16 protein-coding genes are annotated in these 19,938 nt (G+C 74.9%); 11 read left to right on the top strand and 5 right to left on the bottom strand.

What is annotated here, in order from left to right; all coding sequences use genetic code 11:
- Nucleotides 1–26: 26 nt before the first annotated feature.
- The 4 genes from GKC29_RS13035 to GKC29_RS13050 all read left to right on the top strand — a co-directional run bounded on the left by GKC29_RS13035 (nucleotide 27) and on the right by GKC29_RS13050 (nucleotide 3,793).
- Entirely contained in the window at nucleotides 27–794 is a 768-nt protein-coding gene (locus GKC29_RS13035) for a methyltransferase domain-containing protein (RefSeq protein WP_155331085.1), read from the top strand.
- On the top strand, nucleotides 791–1,984 hold the full coding sequence (locus GKC29_RS13040; protein ID WP_155331086.1) for an alkaline phosphatase family protein: 1,194 nt from the start codon (nucleotides 791–793) through the stop codon (nucleotides 1,982–1,984). Before GKC29_RS13035 ends, GKC29_RS13040 begins: the two co-directional genes overlap by 4 nt.
- A 38-nt stretch (nucleotides 1,985–2,022) precedes the next feature.
- Nucleotides 2,023–3,282, top strand: a complete 1,260-nt coding sequence (locus tag GKC29_RS13045; RefSeq protein ID WP_155331087.1) for a DNA polymerase IV — start codon at nucleotides 2,023–2,025, stop codon at nucleotides 3,280–3,282.
- Nucleotides 3,283–3,397: 115 nt separating this feature from the next.
- Entirely contained in the window at nucleotides 3,398–3,793 is a 396-nt protein-coding gene (locus GKC29_RS13050; protein WP_155331088.1) for a DUF3040 domain-containing protein, read from the top strand.
- Nucleotides 3,794–4,052: 259 nt separating this feature from the next.
- Here GKC29_RS13050 and GKC29_RS13055 read toward each other — a convergent pair whose 3' ends face one another.
- The 3 genes from GKC29_RS13055 to GKC29_RS13065 are packed head-to-tail and all read right to left on the bottom strand — an operon-like array spanning nucleotide 4,053 to nucleotide 8,893.
- The gene (locus tag GKC29_RS13055) at nucleotides 4,053–6,524 is read right to left on the bottom strand and encodes a DUF3488 and transglutaminase-like domain-containing protein (RefSeq protein ID WP_155331089.1); all 2,472 of its coding nucleotides are present in this window, start codon (nucleotides 6,522–6,524) and stop codon (nucleotides 4,053–4,055) included.
- A 16-nt stretch (nucleotides 6,525–6,540) separates the two neighbouring features.
- Complete coding sequence (locus GKC29_RS13060; RefSeq protein ID WP_155331090.1) at nucleotides 6,541–7,839, bottom strand: DUF58 domain-containing protein; 1,299 nt, start codon at nucleotides 7,837–7,839, stop codon at nucleotides 6,541–6,543.
- Nucleotide 7,840: 1 nt separating this feature from the next.
- Entirely contained in the window at nucleotides 7,841–8,893 is a 1,053-nt protein-coding gene (locus GKC29_RS13065) for a MoxR family ATPase (RefSeq protein WP_155331091.1), read from the bottom strand.
- A 369-nt stretch (nucleotides 8,894–9,262) separates the two neighbouring features.
- On the opposite strand from GKC29_RS13065, the gene mbhE reads away from it, so the two are divergent.
- The 7 genes from mbhE (at nucleotide 9,263) to leuS (ending at nucleotide 17,992) form a co-directional block, all read left to right on the top strand.
- A complete protein-coding gene (gene mbhE, locus GKC29_RS13070; RefSeq protein ID WP_155331092.1) occupies nucleotides 9,263–12,103 on the top strand; it encodes a hydrogen gas-evolving membrane-bound hydrogenase subunit E in 2,841 nt (946 codons plus the stop codon).
- Nucleotides 12,100–12,423, top strand: a complete 324-nt coding sequence (locus GKC29_RS13075) for a sodium:proton antiporter (protein ID WP_155331093.1) — start codon at nucleotides 12,100–12,102, stop codon at nucleotides 12,421–12,423. Before mbhE ends, GKC29_RS13075 begins: the two co-directional genes overlap by 4 nt.
- Nucleotides 12,420–13,889, top strand: coding sequence for a proton-conducting transporter membrane subunit (locus GKC29_RS13080; RefSeq protein WP_155331094.1), 1,470 nt, complete (start codon nucleotides 12,420–12,422; stop codon nucleotides 13,887–13,889). The genes GKC29_RS13075 and GKC29_RS13080 overlap by 4 nt, the downstream gene beginning before the upstream one ends.
- Nucleotides 13,886–14,287, top strand: a complete 402-nt coding sequence (locus GKC29_RS13085; protein ID WP_155331095.1) for a Na+/H+ antiporter subunit E — start codon at nucleotides 13,886–13,888, stop codon at nucleotides 14,285–14,287. The genes GKC29_RS13080 and GKC29_RS13085 overlap by 4 nt, the downstream gene beginning before the upstream one ends.
- Before the next feature lie 3 nt (nucleotides 14,288–14,290).
- Nucleotides 14,291–14,548 (top strand): monovalent cation/H+ antiporter complex subunit F, encoded by a 258-nt coding sequence (locus GKC29_RS13090; protein ID WP_155331096.1) that lies wholly within the window; start codon nucleotides 14,291–14,293, stop codon nucleotides 14,546–14,548.
- Complete coding sequence (gene mnhG / locus GKC29_RS13095) at nucleotides 14,545–14,901, top strand: monovalent cation/H(+) antiporter subunit G (RefSeq protein WP_155331097.1); 357 nt, start codon at nucleotides 14,545–14,547, stop codon at nucleotides 14,899–14,901. Before GKC29_RS13090 ends, mnhG begins: the two co-directional genes overlap by 4 nt.
- A gap of 250 nt (nucleotides 14,902–15,151) precedes the next feature.
- Nucleotides 15,152–17,992: a leucine--tRNA ligase gene (gene leuS / locus GKC29_RS13100; RefSeq protein ID WP_155331098.1), complete on the top strand. Its 2,841-nt coding sequence runs from the start codon at nucleotides 15,152–15,154 to the stop codon at nucleotides 17,990–17,992.
- A 105-nt stretch (nucleotides 17,993–18,097) separates the two neighbouring features.
- On the opposite strand, the gene GKC29_RS13105 is transcribed toward leuS, so the two are convergent.
- Both GKC29_RS13105 and GKC29_RS13110 read right to left on the bottom strand, forming a co-directional pair.
- Entirely contained in the window at nucleotides 18,098–18,952 is an 855-nt protein-coding gene (locus GKC29_RS13105; protein WP_155331099.1) for an ABC transporter permease subunit, read from the bottom strand.
- On the bottom strand, nucleotides 18,949–19,860 hold the full coding sequence (locus GKC29_RS13110; protein ID WP_155331100.1) for an ABC transporter ATP-binding protein: 912 nt from the start codon (nucleotides 19,858–19,860) through the stop codon (nucleotides 18,949–18,951). Before GKC29_RS13110 ends, GKC29_RS13105 begins: the two co-directional genes overlap by 4 nt.
- Between the last annotated feature and the right edge of the window lie 78 nt (nucleotides 19,861–19,938).

Below are 19,938 nucleotides of genomic sequence, written 5' to 3' on the forward strand. Positions count from 1 at the left end.
CTGCGTCCCCGGCCGAGCTGGAGCGGGTGACTAGGCTCGTCGGGGTGGAGCACACCCGAGGCCGGCTCGCCGGGCCGCCGCTGACCCCCCGTACCGCCGTGATCTGGTCGGTGCTGCGCGCCGAGCTGGACCGCCGCGGTGACACCGACCTGACCGTCCTCGACGTGGGGGGCGGCACCGGCGGGTTCGCCGTGCCGCTGGCCCAGGCCGGCCACCGGGTGACCGTCGTCGATGCCAGTCCCGACGCGCTCGCCGCGTTGACCCGCCGCGCCGCCGAGGCCGGGGTCGCCGCGCGGGTCCGCGCGGTGCAGGGGGACGGGGACGCGCTCGCCGGGCTCGTCGAGCCGGCCAGTGTGGACCTGGTGCTCTGCCACGCCGTCCTCGAGGTGGTCGACGACCCGGAGCCGGTGGTCGCCGCGCTGGCCGCCGCCCTCCGCCCGGGCGGCGCCGCGAGCGTGCTGGTCGCCGGGCGGGCCGCCGCCGTGCTCGGCCGGGCGATGAACGGGCACCTGGACGTCGCCGCCGCGCTGGCCGCCGACCCCATCGGCAGCGCCGGGCCACGCGACACCCTGCGCCGCCGCTACGACGCCGAGAGCGCCGCCGCGCTGCTGGCCGCCGCCGGGCTGACGGTGGAGGAGGTCCACGGCGTACGCGTCCTCGCCGACCTGCTCCCCGCCGTGGTCGCCGACGGCCAGCCGACCGCCCTGCTGGAGCTGGAGCGGGCGCTCGCCGCCCGGACGCCCTGGCGGGACCTCGCCGCGCAGCTGCACCTGTTCGCCCGCCGCCCGGCATGACCGGTCCGACCTCGTCGGACGGGCGTGGGCCGGACGGGTCGCCCGGTCCGCTGGAGACCGTCGCCCCCCGGTACGGCGCGGCGAGCCTCGCCGACGTCCTCCCCGCCGCGCTCGCGGTGCTCGGGGTGCCCGGCGCCACCGACGCGCTCGACCTGACCACGACGCTGGCCGGCGTCCGCCGGATCGCCGTGCTGCTCGTCGACGGCCTCGGGTGGTACCAGATCCCGACCGCCGCGCCGTACGCGCCGACGCTGGCCGGTCTCGCCGCCACCGTCGGCCGGCCGCTCACCTCCGCCTTCCCGTCCACCACCCCGACCAGCCTGGTGACCCTGGGCACCGGGGCCGCTCCCGGCGCGCACGGCGTGCTCGGCTTCACCCTGCGGGTTCCCGGCACCGACCGGGTGCTCAACCACGTCGAGTGGGCCGGCGACCCGGAGCCGCTGCGCTGGCAGCCGGTCCCGACCCAGCTGGAGCGGGCGCGGGCCGCCGGTGTGCAGGTGACGGTGGTGAGCCGGCCGGAGTTCGGTGGCAGCGGGCTGACGGTGGCGGCCAACCGCGGCGGCGACTACCGGGGCGCGGCGGGTGTCGACGCGCTGGGCCGGGAGATGCTCGCCGCGCTGAGCGCCGGGCCGGGGCCGACCCTGGTCTCCGGCTACCACCCCGACCTGGACCGGCACGGCCACCTCAGCGGGGTCGACTCGGTGCCGTGGCGGATCGCGGCCGCCGACGTGGACCGGCTGCTGGCCCGCCTCGTGGACGGGCTGCCGCCGGACGCCGCGCTGCTGGTCACCGCCGACCACGGGCAGCTCGACGTCCCGGCCGGTCACCGGTTCGACCTGGACACCGATCCGCGCCTGCGCGCCGGCGTGGCCGTGGTCGCGGGCGAACCCCGCGTCCGCTACCTGCACGTCGGGCCCGGCGCCCGGGACGACGTGGTGGCGAGCTGGTCGGCGGTGCTGGGGCCCGCGGCCCGGGTGCGCACCCGGGAGGAGGCGGTCGCCGCCGGCTGGTTCGGCCCGGTGCCCGAGGAGCACCTGAGCCGGATCGGGGACGTGGTGGTCGTGTGCAACGACACGTACGCCGTCCTCGCCACCCGCTCCGAGCCGCCGATGGCGAGCCGGCTGGTGGCGTACCACGGGGCGGACACGGCGGCCGAGATGACCATCCCGCTGCTGGTGGTGCGGGGCTGACCCGGCGTTTCGTCGGGCCCGGCCGCTAGCCTTCCGGCATGGGCCGCAGCCAGTCGTTGCCCCGGGGCGGCGATCCGCGCTTCGGGCCGGACGCCGACGATTCCGGCTGTCCGGTGCTGCACGTCGACATGGACGCGTTCTTCGCCTCCGTCGAGGTGCGCCGCCGGCCGGAGCTGCGCGGCCGGCCGGTCGTGGTCGGCGGGGTCGGCCCCCGCGGCGTGGTCAGCTCCGCCAGCTACGAGGCCCGGCGGTACGGCGTCCGCAGCGCCATGCCCACCATGCGGGCCCGCGCGCTCTGCCCGCGGGCGGTGTTCCTGCCGCCCGACTTCAGCGCCTACTCGACGGCCTCCCGGGCGGTCATGCGGATCTTCCGGGATGTCACCCCGCTGGTCGAGCCGCTCTCCCTGGACGAGGCGTTCCTCGACGTGGCCGGCGCCCGGCGGCTGTTCGGCCCGCCGGCCGAGATCGCCCGGTTGATCCGCGAGCGGGTGGCGCGCGAGCAGGAGCTCACCTGCTCGGTGGGGGTGGCGTCCAGCAAGTTCGTCGCCAAGCTGGGGTCGACCCGGGCCAAGCCCGACGGCCTCCTGGTCGTCCCGGCCACCCGGGTGCTCGACTTCCTGCACCCGCTGCCGGTGTCGGCGCTGTGGGGCGTCGGGGAGCGCTCCGCCGAGACGCTGCGCCGGCTCGGCCTGACCACGGTCGGCGAGCTGGCGCAGGCGCCGTACGGCATGCTCCGCCAGGCGCTCGGCGACGCCGCCGCCCGCCACCTGCACGACCTGGCGTGGGGGCGCGACCCCCGCCGGGTCACCCCGGAGCACGCGGAGAAGTCGATCGGCGCGGAGGTGACGTTCGACGTCGACGTGGCCGACCCGGAGGAGATCCGCCGTGCCCTGCTCGGCCTGGCCGAGAAGGTGGGCGCCCGCCTGCGCCGCTCCGGCCAGGTCGGGCGGACGGTGGCGCTGAAGGTGCGCCTGGCCGACTTCCGCACCGTCAGCCGCTCCCGCACCCTCGATGTGCCGACCGATGTCGGTAGGGAGATGTTCGACACGGCGTGGGCGCTGTTCACGGCCCTCGACCCGGGTGAGCCGATCCGCCTGGTCGGCGTCCGGGCCGAGGGGCTCTCGGGGGCCCGGGAGACGCCGCGCCAGCTCGCGCTCGGCGCTCCTGAGCGCGGCTGGCGGGAGGCGGAAGCTGCCGCCGACGCCGCCGCTGCCCGTTTCGGGCGGTCCGTCATAGGTCCGGCCAGTCTGCTCCGGGTCCGAGATCCACGCCCCGACGAAAATCCGCGCCGGCCATAGGTCGTCCCGCTTTCCGACGCGCGGGGCCCCTCGTAGACTTGCGGGTAAGCAGCCGGTTGGCTGCCACGGTCTGTCGGCCCGACCGGGCCGACCCACGTGACCGGGGAGGAGTGCCGTGCCGCTCTCGGAGCACGAGCAGCGGCTGTTCGAGCAGATCGAGCGGTCGCTTGCCGAGGACCCCAAATTCGCCTCGGCCGTGCGCGCCAGCGACCCGCGTTTCCACGCGCGGCGTCGCCTGCTCGTCGCTGCCGTCGCGATCATCGTCGGCCTGGCCCTGTTGGTCTACGGCGTGGTGATCACCACCGCGCTGGTGTCGGTGGCGGGTTTCGTCGTCATGCTGGCCTCGGCCGCGTTCGCGGTGCAGTCGCATCGGCGGGCGCAGTCACCGGACCTGCACGTCGTGGGCGGGACGACCACTCGTCGCCGGCCCCGCGGGCGGACAGGTCGGCGTCCGTCGATCCTGGACCGGATGGAGGACCGGTGGCGGCAGCGCCCGGAGGGGCACCGCTGACCCTCAGCTGACCGACCGGCCCGCCGCCGGGGCAAGCGCGTCGTCGCGGCTCCGGCGACGCTTCGCGCTTCCGTGCGCCCCGACGACCGCACCGAGCCCTCGCCTCGTCACGCCCCGCGACACCCCCCAAGATCGTGCTCGAACCAGGAAGTAGTGGCCTCGCGGCGTCAATGAGGCCACTACTTCCCTGTTCGAGCACGATCTTCACGAAGGCGGGCGGACACCCCGACCGGCCGTCGTGGCGGCGCCGCCACGACGGTCAGCGGGCGAGGCGGTTGGCGAGCAGTCGTCGGGGACTCCAGCGCAGGGCCGCGTACCGGAGCCGTCCGTACGACGCCACCAGCCGGGCCGACCCGTCCGCCGTGGCGGCACGCCAGCGCAGCAGCACCGACGGGGGGAGGACCGCCGCCACCAGGCGGGTGCGACGGTCGGCCCGCGCGGCGAGCGCGCCACGGACCCGGCGCAGCGCCGGCAGCAGCGGCTCCCCGGTGAGCGGGTCCCGGGCGTACCGGGCCCGCTCCTCGGCGCGGCCGAGCAGGCGTACCGCCGTCGTCGCGTCGGTGTCCTCGGCGAGGGTCTCCCGGGCGATCCGGTCGGCGGTGGCCCGGGGGGTCTCCGCCCGGTCGACCCGGACGCGGAAGTCCACCAGCGTGTCGAGCAGTTCGTCCCAGGCGGCGTGCGCGTCGGCCCGCGCCCGGTCGGCGTCGGCCAGGACCACCATCCGCCGCCCGCCGGCCGGCACTTCGGCGGTGTCCGGCTCGGCGGCCTCCGGGACCGGTGCGGGTGCCCGGCCGCCGCTGCGTCGCCGGCGCAGGGCGAGCCGCCGCAACGCCGGGACGGCGAGCAGCACGAGCAGGGCCAGCACCCCGGCGACCCACCACAGCCACACCGGCACACTGCTGGTCGGCGTGCCCGAGTCGGCCGGCAGCCCCGAGGACGGGTCCTCCTGCCCGTCGGTGCGGCGCTCCACGCCGGGCGTGGCCTCCGGCCCCGCCGGCCCGGCCGACGTGCCCGGCTCCGGGGTGGTCTGCTCCGGGGCGTCGGTGTCCGGCGCCCAGGCCGACCGGGCGGCACCCTGCACGCCGTACGCGGGGGTGGCGTCGAACGGTACCCAGCCGAACCCGACGAAGTAGACCTCGGTCCACGCGTGCAGGTTCCGGTTGGTCAGGGTGTACGTGCCGTCGCCGGAGTTGGCGCCGTTGGTGAAGCCGAACGCCACCCGCGCCGGCACGCCGGCGGCGCGGACCAGCCACGCCATCGCGGCGGCGTACTGCTGGCAGAAGCCGACCTTGTTGGTGAGGAAGTTGACGATGTCCTGGCCGCTGGTGCCGCCCTCGGTGCTCAGGGCGTAGCTGAACCCGTTGTCCGCGGAGAAGTGGTCGTAGATCGCGCGGACCTTGTCGTACTCGGTGGTCCTGCCCTTGATGAGGGTGCCGACCAGGGTCTCCACCTCGGGCACCCGCGGGGTGAGCATCTGCCGGCGCAGGGTGTGGTCGGCCGGGAGAGCCGGCGCCCGCCGAAGCGCCGCCGGGGTGAAGGTCGTCCGGACGTACTCGAACGCGTAGCGCTTCTCCCGCGACGTCTCCCGGTTGGAGAAGACCACCTGGAGGTTCGTGTCGTAGGACCAGTTGCCGTTGAGCTCCTCGGTGCGCAGCGGCTCGCCGTACACCGGGAGGTACGGCATCTCGAGGTTCCTGGTCACCTCCACCGTGGCGCGGTAGCGGTTGCGCACCATCCCGGCCCGGTCCGGCTCCTGCGGACCGGGCAGCTCGCGGGTCACCGGACGGCCGCTGGGGTTGCGGACCCGGAAACCGTCCGAGCGCAGCTCGTCGGCGGCGCCGAAGCGCAGGTAGAAGGGCGCCGGCTCGTTCGTGGTGACCTTTACCATGTCGGCGACCTCACGGTCGTTGAGCCGACCGCTCAGCGCCGCGAAGAGGTCGACCCGGCCGGGCGCGCCGCCCAGGCCGGGCCGGCCGGTGCCGTCACCCGTGCCGGAGCCGATCGTGTCCAGCAGGCCACCGGTCATCCCCGGCACGGCCAGCGGCAGCGCGACGGCGACCGCCACCCCCACCGCCGCGAGCCGGCGACCCGCGGACGCCAGCGGAGAGGCCTCCCACACGTCCACGCCCCGGCCGTCGCCGGTGAACCGGCGGCCGAACCGGCGGACCTTGTCGACGTTGTCGGTGACCAGCAGCCACAGGAACCCGGCCGCGCCGATGACGAACGGCACCGGGGGGACGCTGTCCACGTAGACCGCCACCGGCACCGAGTAGACCGCCAACATCGGCAGGCCGGCCAGCGCCGGCCGCCGCATCCCGACCGCCACCAGGTCGACCAGCACGGCCACCCCGCCGATGCCGAGCACCGTGACGAACAGCAGCGGGTCGGTGTCCGGCACCTTCACGCCGTACGAGCGCATGTCCTCCATCGACGCCTGGGCCAGGGAGCCGAAGTGACCGAAGGTGGCCGGGGTGGGCACGATGCCGAGCAGTTCCGAGCCGGACGGGAAGAGCCAGGTCAGGCCGAGCGTCAGACCCGCCACCATGCCGAGCACCTGCCCCCACAGCGGCACCCGGCCCAGCCGGGTCAGCGCCGCGGCCGCGGCCACCACGGCGACCGCGATGGTGGACTGGATCAGCCACGTCCAGCGGTCGAAGATGGCCGACAGCGGCGCCGCGGCGAGCAGCGTCGCGGCGGCCGCGACCAGGCCCAGGTTCCGGTGGGCGATCATGAGGGGAGCCTTCCGTTCATCGCATGCCGCCGGCGACCGTCTCGGCCAGCGCCGCCCGGACGGCGAAGCCCTGTGAGCCCCGCGCGGCCTGCGGCCACAGCACCGGCAGCCGGGTGCCGTGGTCGACGCCGATCACCCGCCACCCGCTCTGCAGCAGCGCGAGGGCGGCGGTGCCGTGCGCCTGGTCGGCCTCGGCCCGCGCCTTGGCCGGCAGGTTGAGCCAGGTGGAGCTGTCCAGCAGGAACGCGACGCAGGTGGCGCCGTTGCCGCGCAGCCCGGCCAGCAGCTCGGCCTCGGCGGTGCTCAGCGTCCCGAACAGGCCGATGATCAGGCCGCCGTCGGAGCGTTGCCGGACCCGCTGCACCAGCGTGGTGATCTCCACCCGCTGGTCGAGGCGGACCTCCGCGAGGTGGTCGAGGAGAACGCCGTCACCGGCCAGCTCCGTCGCGTCGACGTCGACGCCGGAGCCGGTGACCAGCCGCAGCTTGTAGCCGCCGTGCCGCAGGTGCACGGCGATGCTCGCGGCGGCGGAGACCGCCCACTCGAAGCTGGCGGTGGGCCCGTCGCCGCGGTGCCCGTACGCCCGAGTGTCCAGCAGGACGGTGGCGCGGCTCTCCCAGGGCTGCTCCTCGCGGCGCACCATCAGCTCGCCGGTGCGCGCGGTCGACTTCCAGTGCACGCGCCGCAGGTCGTCGCCCACCCGGTACTCCCGGGTCGCCGCGTCGTCCTCGCCGTGCACCGCCACCGACCGGGCGCGGCTGTCACCGCTGCCCGCGTACTCGCCGGGGAGCCGGACCGTCGGCAGCGGGTGGACCTGCGGGATGACCGTCAGCCGGTCGGTGCTGGGGAAGGCCCGGGTCAGCTCGCACAGGCCGAACGGGTCGGTCATCCGGACCACCAGCGGGCCGACGTCGTAGCGCCCGCGCACGTCGGCCCGCACGGTGTACGCCACCGAGCTGGCCTGGTGCGGGCCGAGCCGGTCGAGCACCACCCGGGGACGGCTGCCCAGCGCGTACGGCAGCCGGTCCTCCAACAGCAGCGTGCCGGTGGGCAGGCGGGACAGGTTCTGCAGGCGCAGCACCACCCGGGAGCTGGCCCCGACCGGCACCCGGTGCGGGTCCAGCGAGCGGTGGCAGGCCAGCTTGTAGCGGCTGCGACCGACGTAGAGCGCGGCGAGCAGCGGCAGGACGCCGAGCAGCACGGCCACCCGCAGCAGGTCCTTCTCGCCGAGGATCGCGGCCGAGATCGCCGCGGCGATGGCCGCGGCGAGGAAGGAACGGCCGCGGGTGGTCAGCCCGCGCAGCCCGTCACGCACGTCACGGCCTCCGCGGCTCGTACGGGGCGCGACCGTTGCCGGTGGCGGGCCGGGTGTCGTACGGCGAGCGGCGGCGCTCGTGCGGCAGCGGCAGTCGGTGCACCAGGTCGGAGACGACCGCGTCGGTGGTACGCCGGGCTAGCTGCGCGTCGGCGGTCGGGATGATCCGGTGCGCCAGGACGGGCACGGCCAGCACCTGCAGGTCGTCGGGGAGGACGTAGTCGCGGCCCTCGAGCGCGGCGACGGCGCGGGCGGTGCGCAGCAGCTGGAGGGTGGCCCGGGGCGACGCGCCGAGGCGTAGGTCGGGCGCCTCCCGGGTGGCGGTGACCAGGTCGACCGCGTACTGCTTGACGGCGTCGGCGACGTGCACCTGCCGGACGTGCGCGATGAGCCGCCGTACGGTGTTGGCGTCGGAGACCGGCCGCAGGGCCTGCAACGGGTCGGTCGCGCCGTGCCCGTCGAGCATCGCCAGTTCGGCGCCGGCGTCCGGGTACCCCATCGCGATGCGGGCGGTGAACCGGTCGCGCTGGGCCTCGGGCAGCGGGTACGTGCCCTCCATCTCGATCGGGTTCTGGGTGGCGATGACCATGAACGGCGTCTGGAGCTGGTAGGTCACCCCGTCGACGGTGACCTGCCGCTCCTCCATGCACTCCAGCAGCGCGGACTGCGTCTTCGGCGAGGCCCGGTTGATCTCGTCGCCGACGACCAGGTTGGCGAAGACGGCCCCGGGGCGGAACTCGAAGTCGTGCGTGTCCTGGTTGTAGACGCTGACGCCGGTCACGTCGCTGGGCAGCAGGTCGGGGGTGAACTGGATGCGGCGGACCGTGCAGTCGATGGACCGCGCGAGGGCCTTGGCCAGCTTGGTCTTGCCGACGCCGGGCACGTCCTCGATGAGGAGGTGGCCCTCGGCGAGCAGGACCGCGAGCGCGAGCCGGACGGTGGCCGTCTTGCCCTCGATGACCTGTTCGATGTTCGCCACGATGGCGTCACTGGCGGCGCGGAACTCGTCGTGCGGCAGCAGACCGCCCACCTCGTCCCAGGTCTGTTGTGTCACGGGCCTCCTCCTCGTCGCCTGGACGGCAGCTCTGTATAGAGCACCTGGACCCGCTGATCGGTTCGCGCGAGCGAGCCTCGTCTGCCGCAAAAAACTCATTGGCCTCTCAGGCTAGCCATGTTTGTCGGCTTCGCCGACCGCCGCAGGTAGTCCGTCGCTTACGCCCCGAATATTCGCCCGGTCGTGAGGTGTGAAGGTGCTGACCCTGGGTAGTCGCGCTGCCTCCGGCGCGAGGGAGGATCATGGACGGGACGGCGGTGCCGGTCGCTCTCGGCCACGTGCTGCTCGCCATCTGATGGGGTCCGGTGCCGGTGCGGCAGCCCTGACCTCGGGGGCGTCGAACGGACGCCCCGGTGCCGCCGGGGCGCCATGATCCTCGTGGCGGTCCTCGGGTGGCAGGTCCTCCTCGCCGCCGCCGCGCCGGCGCTGACCCGGCGCCTGGGGCGGGACGCCGGCTTCGTGCTGGCGGCCGGCTACCTGGCCGGGGCCGGTCTGCTGCTCACCCGGCTCCCGGTCGTCCTCGACGACCGGGCGGTCGCCGTCTCCTGGCCGTGGCTGCCGTCGCTGGGGGTGTCCGCCGCCCTGCGCATGGACGCGCTCAGCCTCGTCTTCGCCCTGCTGGTGCTGGGCGTGGGCGCGTTCATCATGGCCTACTGCCCGCGCTACCTCAGCGCGCACGGCCGGCACACCCGGGTGTACGTCACGATGACCCTGTTCGCCGGGGCGATGCTGGGCCTGGTCCTCGCCGACGACCTGCTCGTGCTGTTCGTGTTCTGGGAGCTGACCAGCGTCCTGTCGTTCGTTCTCATCGGGCAGGACGGCCGGTCGACGGCTCGCGGGCCCGCGGTCCGGGCTCTCCTGGTCACCTCGGCCGGTGGCCTGGCGCTGCTGGCGGCGGTGGTGGTGCTCGCCGGGAGTCTCGGCACCACCGACCTCGGGCGGATCCTGAGCGACCCGGGCGTCCTGGCGGCCGGACCCGCCTGGGCGGCGGGCGCCCTGGTCGTCGTCGCCGCGTTCACGAAGTCGGCGCAGGTGCCGTTCCACTTCTGGCTGCCCGGCGCGATGGTGGCGATCACCCCGGTCAGCGCCTACCTGCACGCGGCCACGATGGTGAAGGCCGGCATCTACCTGTTGATGCGTTTCTCGGCGCTGTTCGGTGGCCGGTGGGCGTGGGACCTCGCGTTGATCGGCGTCGGGCTGCTCACCGCCGTCGTCGGCGCGTTGCTGGCGCTGCGCCAGCAGGATCTCAAGGCGTTGCTGGCGTACTCGACGGTGAGCCAGCTCGGCCTGCTGGTCGGGGTGATCGGCGTCGGGACTCCCGCGTCGGACGCGGCGGCGATCCTCTACACGATCGCTCACGCCCTGTTCAAGGCCACGCTGTTCATGCTGGTGGGCATCATCGACCACGAGGCCGGCAGCCGGAACCTCCGGGAACTGTCCGGGCTGTGGCGGGAGATGCCGATGACGGTGGCGTTCACCGGGCTGGCCGCGTTGTCGATCGCCGGACTGCCGCCGACGATCGGCTTCGTCGGCAAGGAGGCGATCTTCGAGGCGCTGGGCGAGGTGCACGGCGTGCCCTGGCTCGGGTGGTCCGCGGCCGGTCTGGCGGTGTTCGCCTCGGTGCTCACCTTCGCGTACACGGCGCGGCTGGTCCACGGGATCGCCGCCGGCCCGAGCCGGCAGCGCAAGCTGTACGAGCCGGCGTGGTCCTTCCTCGCCCCGGCGGCCGTCGCCGCCGTCATCGCCACCGCCCTCGGCCCGGCCGTCGCCGAGCTCAGCCCGTTGGTGGAGCGGGCGGCCACCGACGCCCGGCCCCAGGGGCAGCCGCCCAACCTGGCCTTCTGGCACGGCTTCACGCCCGCGCTCGGCCTCTCCGCGCTCACCGTCGTGCTCGGGACGCTGCTGTTCGTGTACCGGCGCCGGACCGGCCGGGCGGTCGACGCCCTCCCGACGGGGCCGCCGTTCGCCGGTCACCTGGAGCGGGGGCGCGACGCGCTGCTGCACCTCGGGGCGGTCGTGGGCCGGCCCGCCCGGGCCGCCGATCCGGCGCCGTACCTGGCCCGGCCGCTGCTCGCCGTGGTGGTGCTCGCGGCGGTCGCCGTGGTGCTGCTCGGCCCGCTGCCCGCCCCGCGGGACGACTCCACCCGCGGCGGGGACTGGCTCGTGCTCGGGCTGCTGGTGGTCACTCTCGCCGGCCTGCTCACGACCCGCTCCGCGCTCGCCGCGGTCGCGCTGACCGGGGTGGTCGGCCTGATCCTGTCGGCCTGGTTCCTCACCACCGGCGCGCCGGACGTCGCACTCACCCTGATGCTGGTCGAGGTACTCACCGCGGTGGTGGTCATGCTCGCCCTTCGGGACCGGCCCAGCCGGATGGTCGCGCCGGGCCGGCGGCCGGGGATCGCCGGCGGGGCCGCGCTGGCGGTGCTCACCGGGGCGGCGGCGACGGCGGCGACGGCGGCGCTGACCGGCCGCCGCGAGTTGTCCCCGGCGGGCGAGTGGTACCTGCGGGAGGCGGAGCCGGCCACCGGCGGGGACAACGTCGTGAACACCATCCTCGTCGACTTCCGGGCCCTCGACACGCTCGGCGAGGCGGTCGTGCTGGCGGTGGTCGCCCTCGGCCTGGTCGCGCTGGCCCGGGGCGCCGGTCGCGGCACCCCACCCCGCCCCACCGCGGCCGGGCCCGGTGCTCCTACGGCAGCCGGTCCCGGCGGGCCGACCCGCGCCCGGCGGGACCGGACCGGACGGCGCCCGGGCCGGGCCGTGCGGTACGCGGTCGACCCGGTGCTGGGTCTGGCGTACCGCGTGCTGGCCCCGGTCATGCTCGCCGTGTCCGTGCTGCTGTTCCTGCGCGGTCACGAGGAGACCGGCGGTGGCTTCATCGGTGCGCTGATCGCCGGCACGGCCGTCGGTCTCGGCCACCTGGCCCATCCCGTCGGAGCGCCGCTGCTCGGCCGTCTCCGGACGGTGCCGCTGCTGACCGCCGGTCTGCTGCTGGCGCTCGCCGCGGGCGTGGCGCCGGTGGCCGCCGGCCGGGCCCTCCTCACCCCGGTCAAGGTCACCGTGCCCGGCCTCACCACGGTCACCTCGTCGCTCGTGTTCGACCTGGGCGTGTACCTGGTGGTGCTGGCCCTGATCGTGGCGGCGGTCCGCCGGTTGGACACCGCGCCGGCCGGTCCCGCGCCCGGCCCGGTCCGGGAGCGCGTCCCGTGAGCGGGCCGTTGATCGTCGGCGTGCTGGTGGCGGCCGGCGTGTTTCTGCTGCTGCGGCCCGGGCAGCTGCGGCTGGTGCTCGGGTTCGTCCTGCTGGGCCACGCCGTGAACGTGCTCCTGCTGGCGGCCGGCGGCCTGCGCCGGCGGGAGGACGCCGTCGACGGCGCCGGGCCGGCGAGCGCCGATCCGCTGCCCCAGGCCTTCATGCTGACCGCGATCGTGATCACCTTCGGCATCACCATCCACCTGCTGCGCCTGCTGCGCCGTGCACCTCGACGGGGAAGCCGGCCGCCGGACGACCGGAACGGGGCCGCCCGGTGAGCGCCCTGCTGGTGGTTCCCCTGGTGGGGCCGCTGCTCGCCGCCGGGGCGCTGCTCGCCCTGCCGGGCCGGCCGGTGCTGCGGCGGGCCGTGGCGCTCGTCGCCACGGCGGCGGTCCTCGCGGTGGGCGGTGCCCTGCTGGCGGCGGGCCGGGGCGGGGAGGTGCCGGTGGTCCGGGTCGGGGACTGGCCGGCCGTCGTCGCGATCACCCTGGCGGCCGACCCGCTGAGCGCGCTGCTGGTCACGGTGACGGCGACCGTGGTGCTGGCCTGTCTGGTGGCGGCCGCGGCAACGGGTGAGGACCGCCGGCGGGCGTTCCTGCCGCTGGCGCTGGTGCTGTCGGCCGGCGCGTACGGTGCGTTGCTCACCACCGACCTGTTCAACCTGTTCGTGCTGGTCGAGGTCATGCTCGTCCCGTCGTACGTCCTGCTGGCCCTGTCCGGCGGCCCGGGCCGCGCCGGCGCCGGGCGGGTGTACGTCGCCACGAACCTGCTGGGGTCCACGCTCCTGCTGACCGGCGTCGGGCTGATCTACGGGATCACCGGGACGGTCGGGCTCGCCGACCTCGCCGGGGCGGCCCGGGACGTCCCGGCGGTGGCGGTCGCCGGCGGCCTGGTCCTGCTGGCGTTCGCGCTCAAGAGCGCGCTCGTGCCCCTGCACGACTGGCTGCCCCGCGCCTATCCGGTCGCGTCGCCGGTCGTCGTCGCGCTCTTCTCCGGCCTGCTCACCAAGGTCGGGTTGTACGCGGTCATCCGGGTCTACGCCGTGCTGTACGGGGGCGACCCCGCGTACCACCCGCTGCTGGTGGCCGTGGCGCTGGCATCCATGGTGGTCGGCGTGCTCGGTGCGGTGGGCGCCGGCTCGATGCGCCGGGTGCTGTCGTTCCACATGGTGAGTCAGGTCGGGTACGTGCTGCTCGGACTCGCCCTGTTCACCGCCGCCAGTCTCGCCGCCGCCGTCTTCTACCTGGCCCAGTACGTGCTGGTGAAGGCGGCGCTGTTCCTGTGCGCGGCGGCCGTCCGGACCGTCCGCGGCACGGATCGGTTGAGCCAGCTGGGCGGGCTGGCCCGGGCCCGCCCGGTGCTCGCCCTGGCCTTCGGCGCAGCGGCCCTGTCCCTGGCCGGCCTGCCGCCGTTCGGGGGCTTCCTCGCCAAGTTCCTGGTGCTGCGGGCCGCCGGCGACGTCGGCGACTGGCTCTCGATGACCGTGGCGGTGCTGGTCAGCCTGGTGACGCTGCTGTCGATGCTGAAGATCTGGGGGGCCGTCTTCTGGGGCGAGGCTCCCGCGCGGGCGGCCCCGCAGCGCCCCACCCGCGCCGGGCCGGCGCTGGTCGGGCCGCCCCTGGCGCTTGGCGCGTGCGCCCTGCTCCTCGGGCCGCTCGGCGGGCCGCTCCTGCAGGTGGCGGACGCCGCCGCGGCGGGGCTGCTCGAGCCCGCCGGGTACGTGCGGGCGGTGAGCGGACGGTGACCGGGGCGGCGCCACGGCGGGTGGTGGTGCGGGCGGCGCGGATCGCCCGGTTCCTGGCCTGGTTCGTGGCCCGGCTGGTGGTGGCGAACCTGGTGGTGGCCCGGGAGATCCTCACGCCGGGCTCGGGGCTTCAGCCGGCCGTGGTCCGCGTACCGCTGCGGTCCCGGACGGACACCGAGGTGGCCCTGGTCGCCCTCTGCGTGACGCTGACCCCGGGCACCCTCACCCTGGCGGTGCGCCGCGACCCGCGGGTGATGTGGGTGCACGGCATGTACGCGGCGGACGCGGAGGCGTTCCGCCGCACGCTGGCGGAGCTGGAGGAGCGGCTGCTGGCGGCCGCCCGCCCGGTCGCCGGGGCCACCCCGGTGGGTCGGGCCGGTACCGAAGGACGGAGGTGACGGATGTTCCTGCTCGACGCGGTGCTCGTCGTGCTCGCCCTGTCGATGATCGTGGTCGTCGGGCGGGTGGTCGTCGGCCCGACCGACGCCGACCGGGCGGCGGCGCTCGACTACGGGTTCTTCGTGTTCCTGGCGGCGGTGGCCGTGCTGGCCGTCCGGCTGGAGTCGCCGGACCTGCTGGATGTGGTCCTCACCGGCACCCTGGTCAGCTTCCTGGCCACGGTCGCGCTGGCGCGGCTGGTGCACCGGCGGCGGCCGTGATCCGCACCGTGGTCGCGTCGGCGCTGCTCGTCGTGGGCACCGGGCTGATCGCGGTCAGCGCCCTCGGGCTGATCCGGCTGCCGGACGTCTACAACCGGATGAACGCCGTCGCCAAGGCCGGCAGCCTGGGTCTGATCTGCGTCCTGCTGGCGGTGCTGCTGCTGATGCCGGGCGTCCGGACGGCCGTGGTGGTGCTGGTCGCCGTCGGGTTGCAGCTCGTCTCCGCGCCGGTCGGCGGGTACGCACTGGCCCGCGCCGCGTACCGGGCGCGCAGCCCGCTGGCCGACAGCACCCGGTACGACGAACTCGCGGGGCGGGTACCCGGTGGGGAACGGCCGGAGGGCGGCGGTTGACGCCGTCCCGGCCCGCCCGGTGGCCTCGGGCACGCTCCGGGTCACCGTCGGGGGTACACTGCGGAACATGGCCGGAGTCTTCCTGCTTCTTACCGGGCCGTGCTGATGCGCTGAACGCGCGACAGCACGGCGGCCCCTCCTGCGCGAGGGGCTTTTTCGTGCCCGTCGTCGGCCCGGTTCCGTCAGGCGGGCGGCGAGCACCGACCGAGACCGCACGAGACGACCCGCGCCGAACGAAGCGAGGAGAGCCATGACTGAGGCAGCCGCACCGGCCAGCGACATCCCCCCGTTCCGGTACACCGCGGCCCTGGCCGACGAGATCGAGCACCGCTGGCAGGACATCTGGGAGCGGGAGGGCACCTTCCACGCCCCCAACCCGACCGGCCCGCTGGCCGACCCGGGCCATCCGCGGGCGGGGGCGGAGAAGCTGTACGTCCTGGACATGTTCCCGTACCCGTCGGGCGCCGGCCTGCACGTCGGCCACCCGCTGGGCTACATCGGCACCGACTGCTTCGCGCGCTACCAGCGGATGGCCGGCCGCAACGTGCTGCACGCCATGGGCTTCGACGCGTTCGGTCTGCCCGCCGAGCAGTACGCGGTGCAGACCGGCACCCACCCGCGCACCACCACCGAGGCGAACATCGCCCGGTACAAGGCCCAGCTGCGCCGGCTGGGCCTGGCCCACGACGAGCGCCGCTCGGTGGCCACCATCGACACCGACTTCTACCGCTGGACCCAGTGGATCTTCCTGCAGATCTACAACTCCTGGTACGACGCCGAGGCGGAGCGGGCCCGCCCGATCGCCGAGCTGATCGCGGAGTTCTCCGGCGGGACCCGGCGCACGCCGGACGGCCGCCCGTGGGCCGAGCTGACCGGGGCCGAGCGCCGCGGGATCGTCGACGACCACCGGCTGGCGTACGTCTCGGAGGCCCCGGTCAACTGGTGCCCCGGGCTGGGCACCGTGCTGGCCAACGAGGAGGTCACCGCCGACGGCCGCTCCGAGCGGGGCAACTTCCCGGTCTTCAAGCGCAACCTGAAGCAGTGGATGATGCGGATCACCGCGTACGGCGACCGGCTGCTGGACGACCTGGACACGCTGGACTGGCCCGAGCCGATCAAGATGATGCAGCGCAACTGGATCGGCCGCTCCACCGGCGCGCACATCGACTTCCCGACCACCGCCGAGCCGATCCGCGTCTTCACCACCCGACCGGACACCGTCTTCGGCGCGACGTACATGGTGCTGGCGCCGGAGCACGACCTGGTCGACGCGCTGGTACCGGCGGCGTGGCCGGAGGGGACGAAGGACGCCTGGACCGGCGGGCACGCCAGCCCTCGGGCGGCGGTGGAGGCCTACCGCAAGGCGGCCGCGGCCAAGACCGACGTCGAGCGGCAGGCCGAGACCAAGGAGAAGACCGGCGTCTTCATCGGCGCGTACGCCACGAACCCGGTCAACGACGCGCGGATCCCGATCTTCATCGCCGACTACGTGCTGGCCGGCTACGGCACCGGCGCCATCATGGCGGTGCCCGCGCAGGACGAGCGGGACTGGGCCTTCGCCGAGGTGTTCGACCTGCCGATCGTCCGCACCGTGCAGCCCGCGGAGGGCTTCGACGGCAAGGCGTACACCGGGGACGGGCCGGCGATCAACAGCGCCGCGCCCGACCGCGGCCTGGACCTGAACGGCCTGGGGGTCGTCGACGCCAAGGCGCGGATCATCGCGTGGCTGGAGGCGAACGGCCACGGCCAGGGCGCGGTGACCTACCGGCTGCGGGACTGGCTGTTCAGCCGCCAGCGCTACTGGGGTGAGCCGTTCCCGATCGTGTACGACGAGACCGGCGCCGCCATCGCGCTGCCGGAGGAGATGCTGCCGGTCGAGCTGCCCGAGGTGGAGGACTTCTCGCCGCGTACCTTCGACCCGGAGGACGCCCAGTCGAATCCGGAGACGCCGCTGTCGCGGCGGCGCGACTGGGTCGAGGTCGAGCTGGACCTGGGTGACGGGCCGAAGCGCTACACCCGCGAGACCAACGTGATGCCGCAGTGGGCCGGCTCCTGCTGGTACGAGCTGCGCTACCTGGACCCGACCAACCCCGACCGGTTCGTCGACCCGGACAACGAGCGCTACTGGATGGGTCCGCGCGGCGAGGGCGACTGCGGCGGTACCGACCTGTACGTCGGCGGCGCCGAGCACGCCGTGCTGCACCTGCTGTACGCCCGCTTCTGGCACAAGGTGCTGTACGACCTGGGCCACGTGTCGAGCTTCGAGCCGTTCCGCAAGCTGTTCAACCAGGGCTACATCCAGGCGTACGCGTACACCGACGCCCGGGGCGCGTACGTGCCGGCGGAGGAGGTCGTCGAGCGTGACGGCGGCTTCTACCTGGGCGACGTCCAGGTCGACCGCGAGTACGGCAAGATGGGCAAGTCCCTGAAGAACGTGGTGACGCCGGACGAGATGTGCGCGGCGTACGGCGCGGACACCTTCCGGGTGTACGAGATGTCGATGGGCCCGCTGGAGGTGTCCCGCCCGTGGGAGACCCGGGCGGTGGTCGGCTCGTTCCGGTTCCTGCAGCGGGTGTGGCGGGCGGTCGTCGACGAGCAGACCGGCGCGCTGCGGGTCACCGACGCCCCGGCCGACGAGGCCACCCGCCGGCTGCTGCACAAGGTGATCGACGGGGTCCGCGGCGACATGGAGGGCATCCGGTTCAACACCGCGATCGCCAAGCTGATCGAGCTGACCAACGGGCTGACCCGGCTGTCGGAGACCCCGCGCGAGGTGGCCGAGCCGCTGGTGCTGATGCTGGCGCCGTTCGCCCCGCACGTCGCCGAGGAGCTGTGGCGCCGGCTGGGCCACGACACGTCGCTGACGTACGCGGACTTCCCGGTCGCCGACCCGGCCCTGCTGGTGGCCGAGACGGTGACGTACCCGGTGCAGGTCAACGGGAAGGTGCGCGGCCGGGTCGAGGTCCCCGCCGACGCCGACGAGGAGTCGGTGCGGGCCGCGGCCCTGGCGGCGGTCGCCGCGTCCCTGGGCGGCAGGGAGCCGCGCAAGGTCATCGTGGTCCCCGGGCGGATGGTCTCGGTCGTGGCGTGACCCGCCGCCGGGCAGGGCCGCTGCGTCTTCCGCACGAGGCCCTGCCCGGCGCCGTCGCCGGCCGGGCAGCGCCTGCCCGGCCAGCGACGGCCCTGCCGGTGGCGGCTACGGGTCCCGACGGTGGACGACGGCCGCGGCGACCAGCGTCGCGGCCAGTGACCAGCCGGCGAACGCGAGCCAGGAGCCGGTGACGGTGGCCGGGAACCGGTCCGGGTTCAGGACGTCCGGGTGCACCTCGAGCAGCCGTTGCCAGGCCGGGACGGGCAGCACGTGCCGGAGTTCGGCGATCCACCGGTGCTTGTCGCTGTCCACCACCAGTGGCAGCAGCACGAGCACCGCGGTGGCCGCCACGACGGCCCCGGCGGCGTGCCGGATCACTGCGCCCAGCCCCATCCCGATCAGCGCGCAGACCGGTACCAGCAGGGCACTTCCCAGGACCGCCCGTGCCACCCCCGGATCGCCGATCGACCAGCCGGCGTCCCGCCCGGACAAGATCGCCTGGGACACCCAGAACGAGGTCGCCGCGGTGACCAGGCCCAGCACGAGCATCACCGCGGTCAGCACGGCCGCCTTCGCGGCCACCACCGACCGGCGGGCGGGAACGGCGGCGAACGTGGCCCGGATCAGCCCGCTCTGGTACTCGCCGACGACGGTCAGTGCGCCGACGCTGGCGGCGGCGAGCATCAGCAGCAGGTAACCGGCCTCGGGGAAGGCGTCCCGCGCCGGCCCGTACAGGTGGAACATCTCCCGCGTCCCGTCCGGGTACCTCGGCCAGTTCCGGTAGTCGGCGAGGCTGGCGTGCACGCTCACCCCGACGACGAAGAGGAACACCAGCGGCAGCGTCCACCGGGTCGAGCGGAGCGACCACAGCTTGATCCACTCGGCGGCGAGCAGGTCGCGGAACCGGGCCGGCGCGTCGGTCACCGGTGCACGGGTGGGCAGCGGCGTCAGGGTGGTCATCGGGTCGTCCCTCCGGTGTACTCGACGCTGGCGGCGGTGAGTTCCATGAACGCCTCCTCAAGGGAGGCGGTCCGGGTGGTCAGCTCGTGCAGCGGGATGCGGTGGGCGAGCGCCAGGTCGCCGATCCGCTCGGCGGTCAGACCGGTCACTACCAGCGTCCCGGCGTCGTCCGGGCGCACGGCGCCGCCCTCGTCCGCCAGCACCGCGGCCAGCGCCGCCGCCTCGGGCGTACGGACGGCCACGCTGATCGGGGTGCCGCGGGCGGCGAACTCGGCGAGGCTCTGCTCGGCGATCAACCGGCCCCGGCCGATCACCACCAGCCGGTCCGCGCAGTTCTCCATCTCGCTCATCAGATGGCTGGAGACGAACACCGTGCGCCCCTCGCGGGCCAGCCGCCGGAACAGGTCACGCACCCAGCGGACCCCCTCCGGGTCGAGGCCGTTGAACGGCTCGTCGAAGAGCAGCACCGGCGGGTCGCCGAGCAGTGCGGCGGCGATGCCGAGCCGTTGCCGCATACCCAGGGAGAACCCGGCGATCCGGCGTCGCGCGACGTCGACCAGCCCGACCTCCCGCAGCCCCTCGTCGACTCGGGCGCGACCGATGCCGTTGCCGCGGGCCAGCGCGGTCAGGTGGGCGACGGCGGACCGCCCGCCGTGCACGTCACCCGCGTCCAGCAGGGCGCCGGCGTGCCGCAGCCCGCGCGGCCGGTCGGCGAACCGGACGCCGGCCACAGTGGCGGTGCCGCTGGTCGGCCGGGTGAGACCGAGGATCATCCGCAGCGTGGTGGACTTGCCGGCCCCGTTCGGGCCGAGGAACCCGGTGACGTGGCCGGGCCGCACCGTGAGGGTCAGGTCGTCGACGGCCGTGGCCGGGCCGTACCGTTTGGTCAGGGCGTGGAGTTCGATCATTTGACCCACGCTGCCGGGCCGAGGCCGCGCCGGCGTCGCGCCGGCGGCCACATCCGGCGGCCCCGTACCCGCCCCGGG

It is taken from the genome of Micromonospora sp. WMMC415 (assembly GCF_009707425.1).
In the GTDB taxonomy this organism is placed as follows: domain Bacteria; phylum Actinomycetota; class Actinomycetes; order Mycobacteriales; family Micromonosporaceae; genus Micromonospora.

Bases quoted from the DNA above. Each gene is read 5' to 3' on its own strand.
- GKC29_RS13040 (WP_155331086.1), top strand. From the start codon at position 791: ATGACCGGTCCGACCTCGTCGGACGGGCGTGGGCCGGACGGGTCGCCC.
- GKC29_RS13045 (WP_155331087.1), top strand. From the start codon at position 2,023: ATGGGCCGCAGCCAGTCGTTGCCCCGGGGCGGCGATCCGCGCTTCGGG.
- GKC29_RS13055 (WP_155331089.1), bottom strand. From the start codon at position 6,524: ATGATCGCCCACCGGAACCTGGGCCTGGTCGCGGCCGCCGCGACGCTG.
- mbhE (WP_155331092.1), top strand. From the start codon at position 9,263: ATGATCCTCGTGGCGGTCCTCGGGTGGCAGGTCCTCCTCGCCGCCGCC.
- GKC29_RS13090 (WP_155331096.1), top strand. From the start codon at position 14,291: ATGTTCCTGCTCGACGCGGTGCTCGTCGTGCTCGCCCTGTCGATGATC.
- leuS (WP_155331098.1), top strand. From the start codon at position 15,152: ATGACTGAGGCAGCCGCACCGGCCAGCGACATCCCCCCGTTCCGGTAC.
- GKC29_RS13105 (WP_155331099.1), bottom strand. From the start codon at position 18,952: ATGACCACCCTGACGCCGCTGCCCACCCGTGCACCGGTGACCGACGCG.
- GKC29_RS13110 (WP_155331100.1), bottom strand. From the start codon at position 19,860: ATGATCGAACTCCACGCCCTGACCAAACGGTACGGCCCGGCCACGGCC.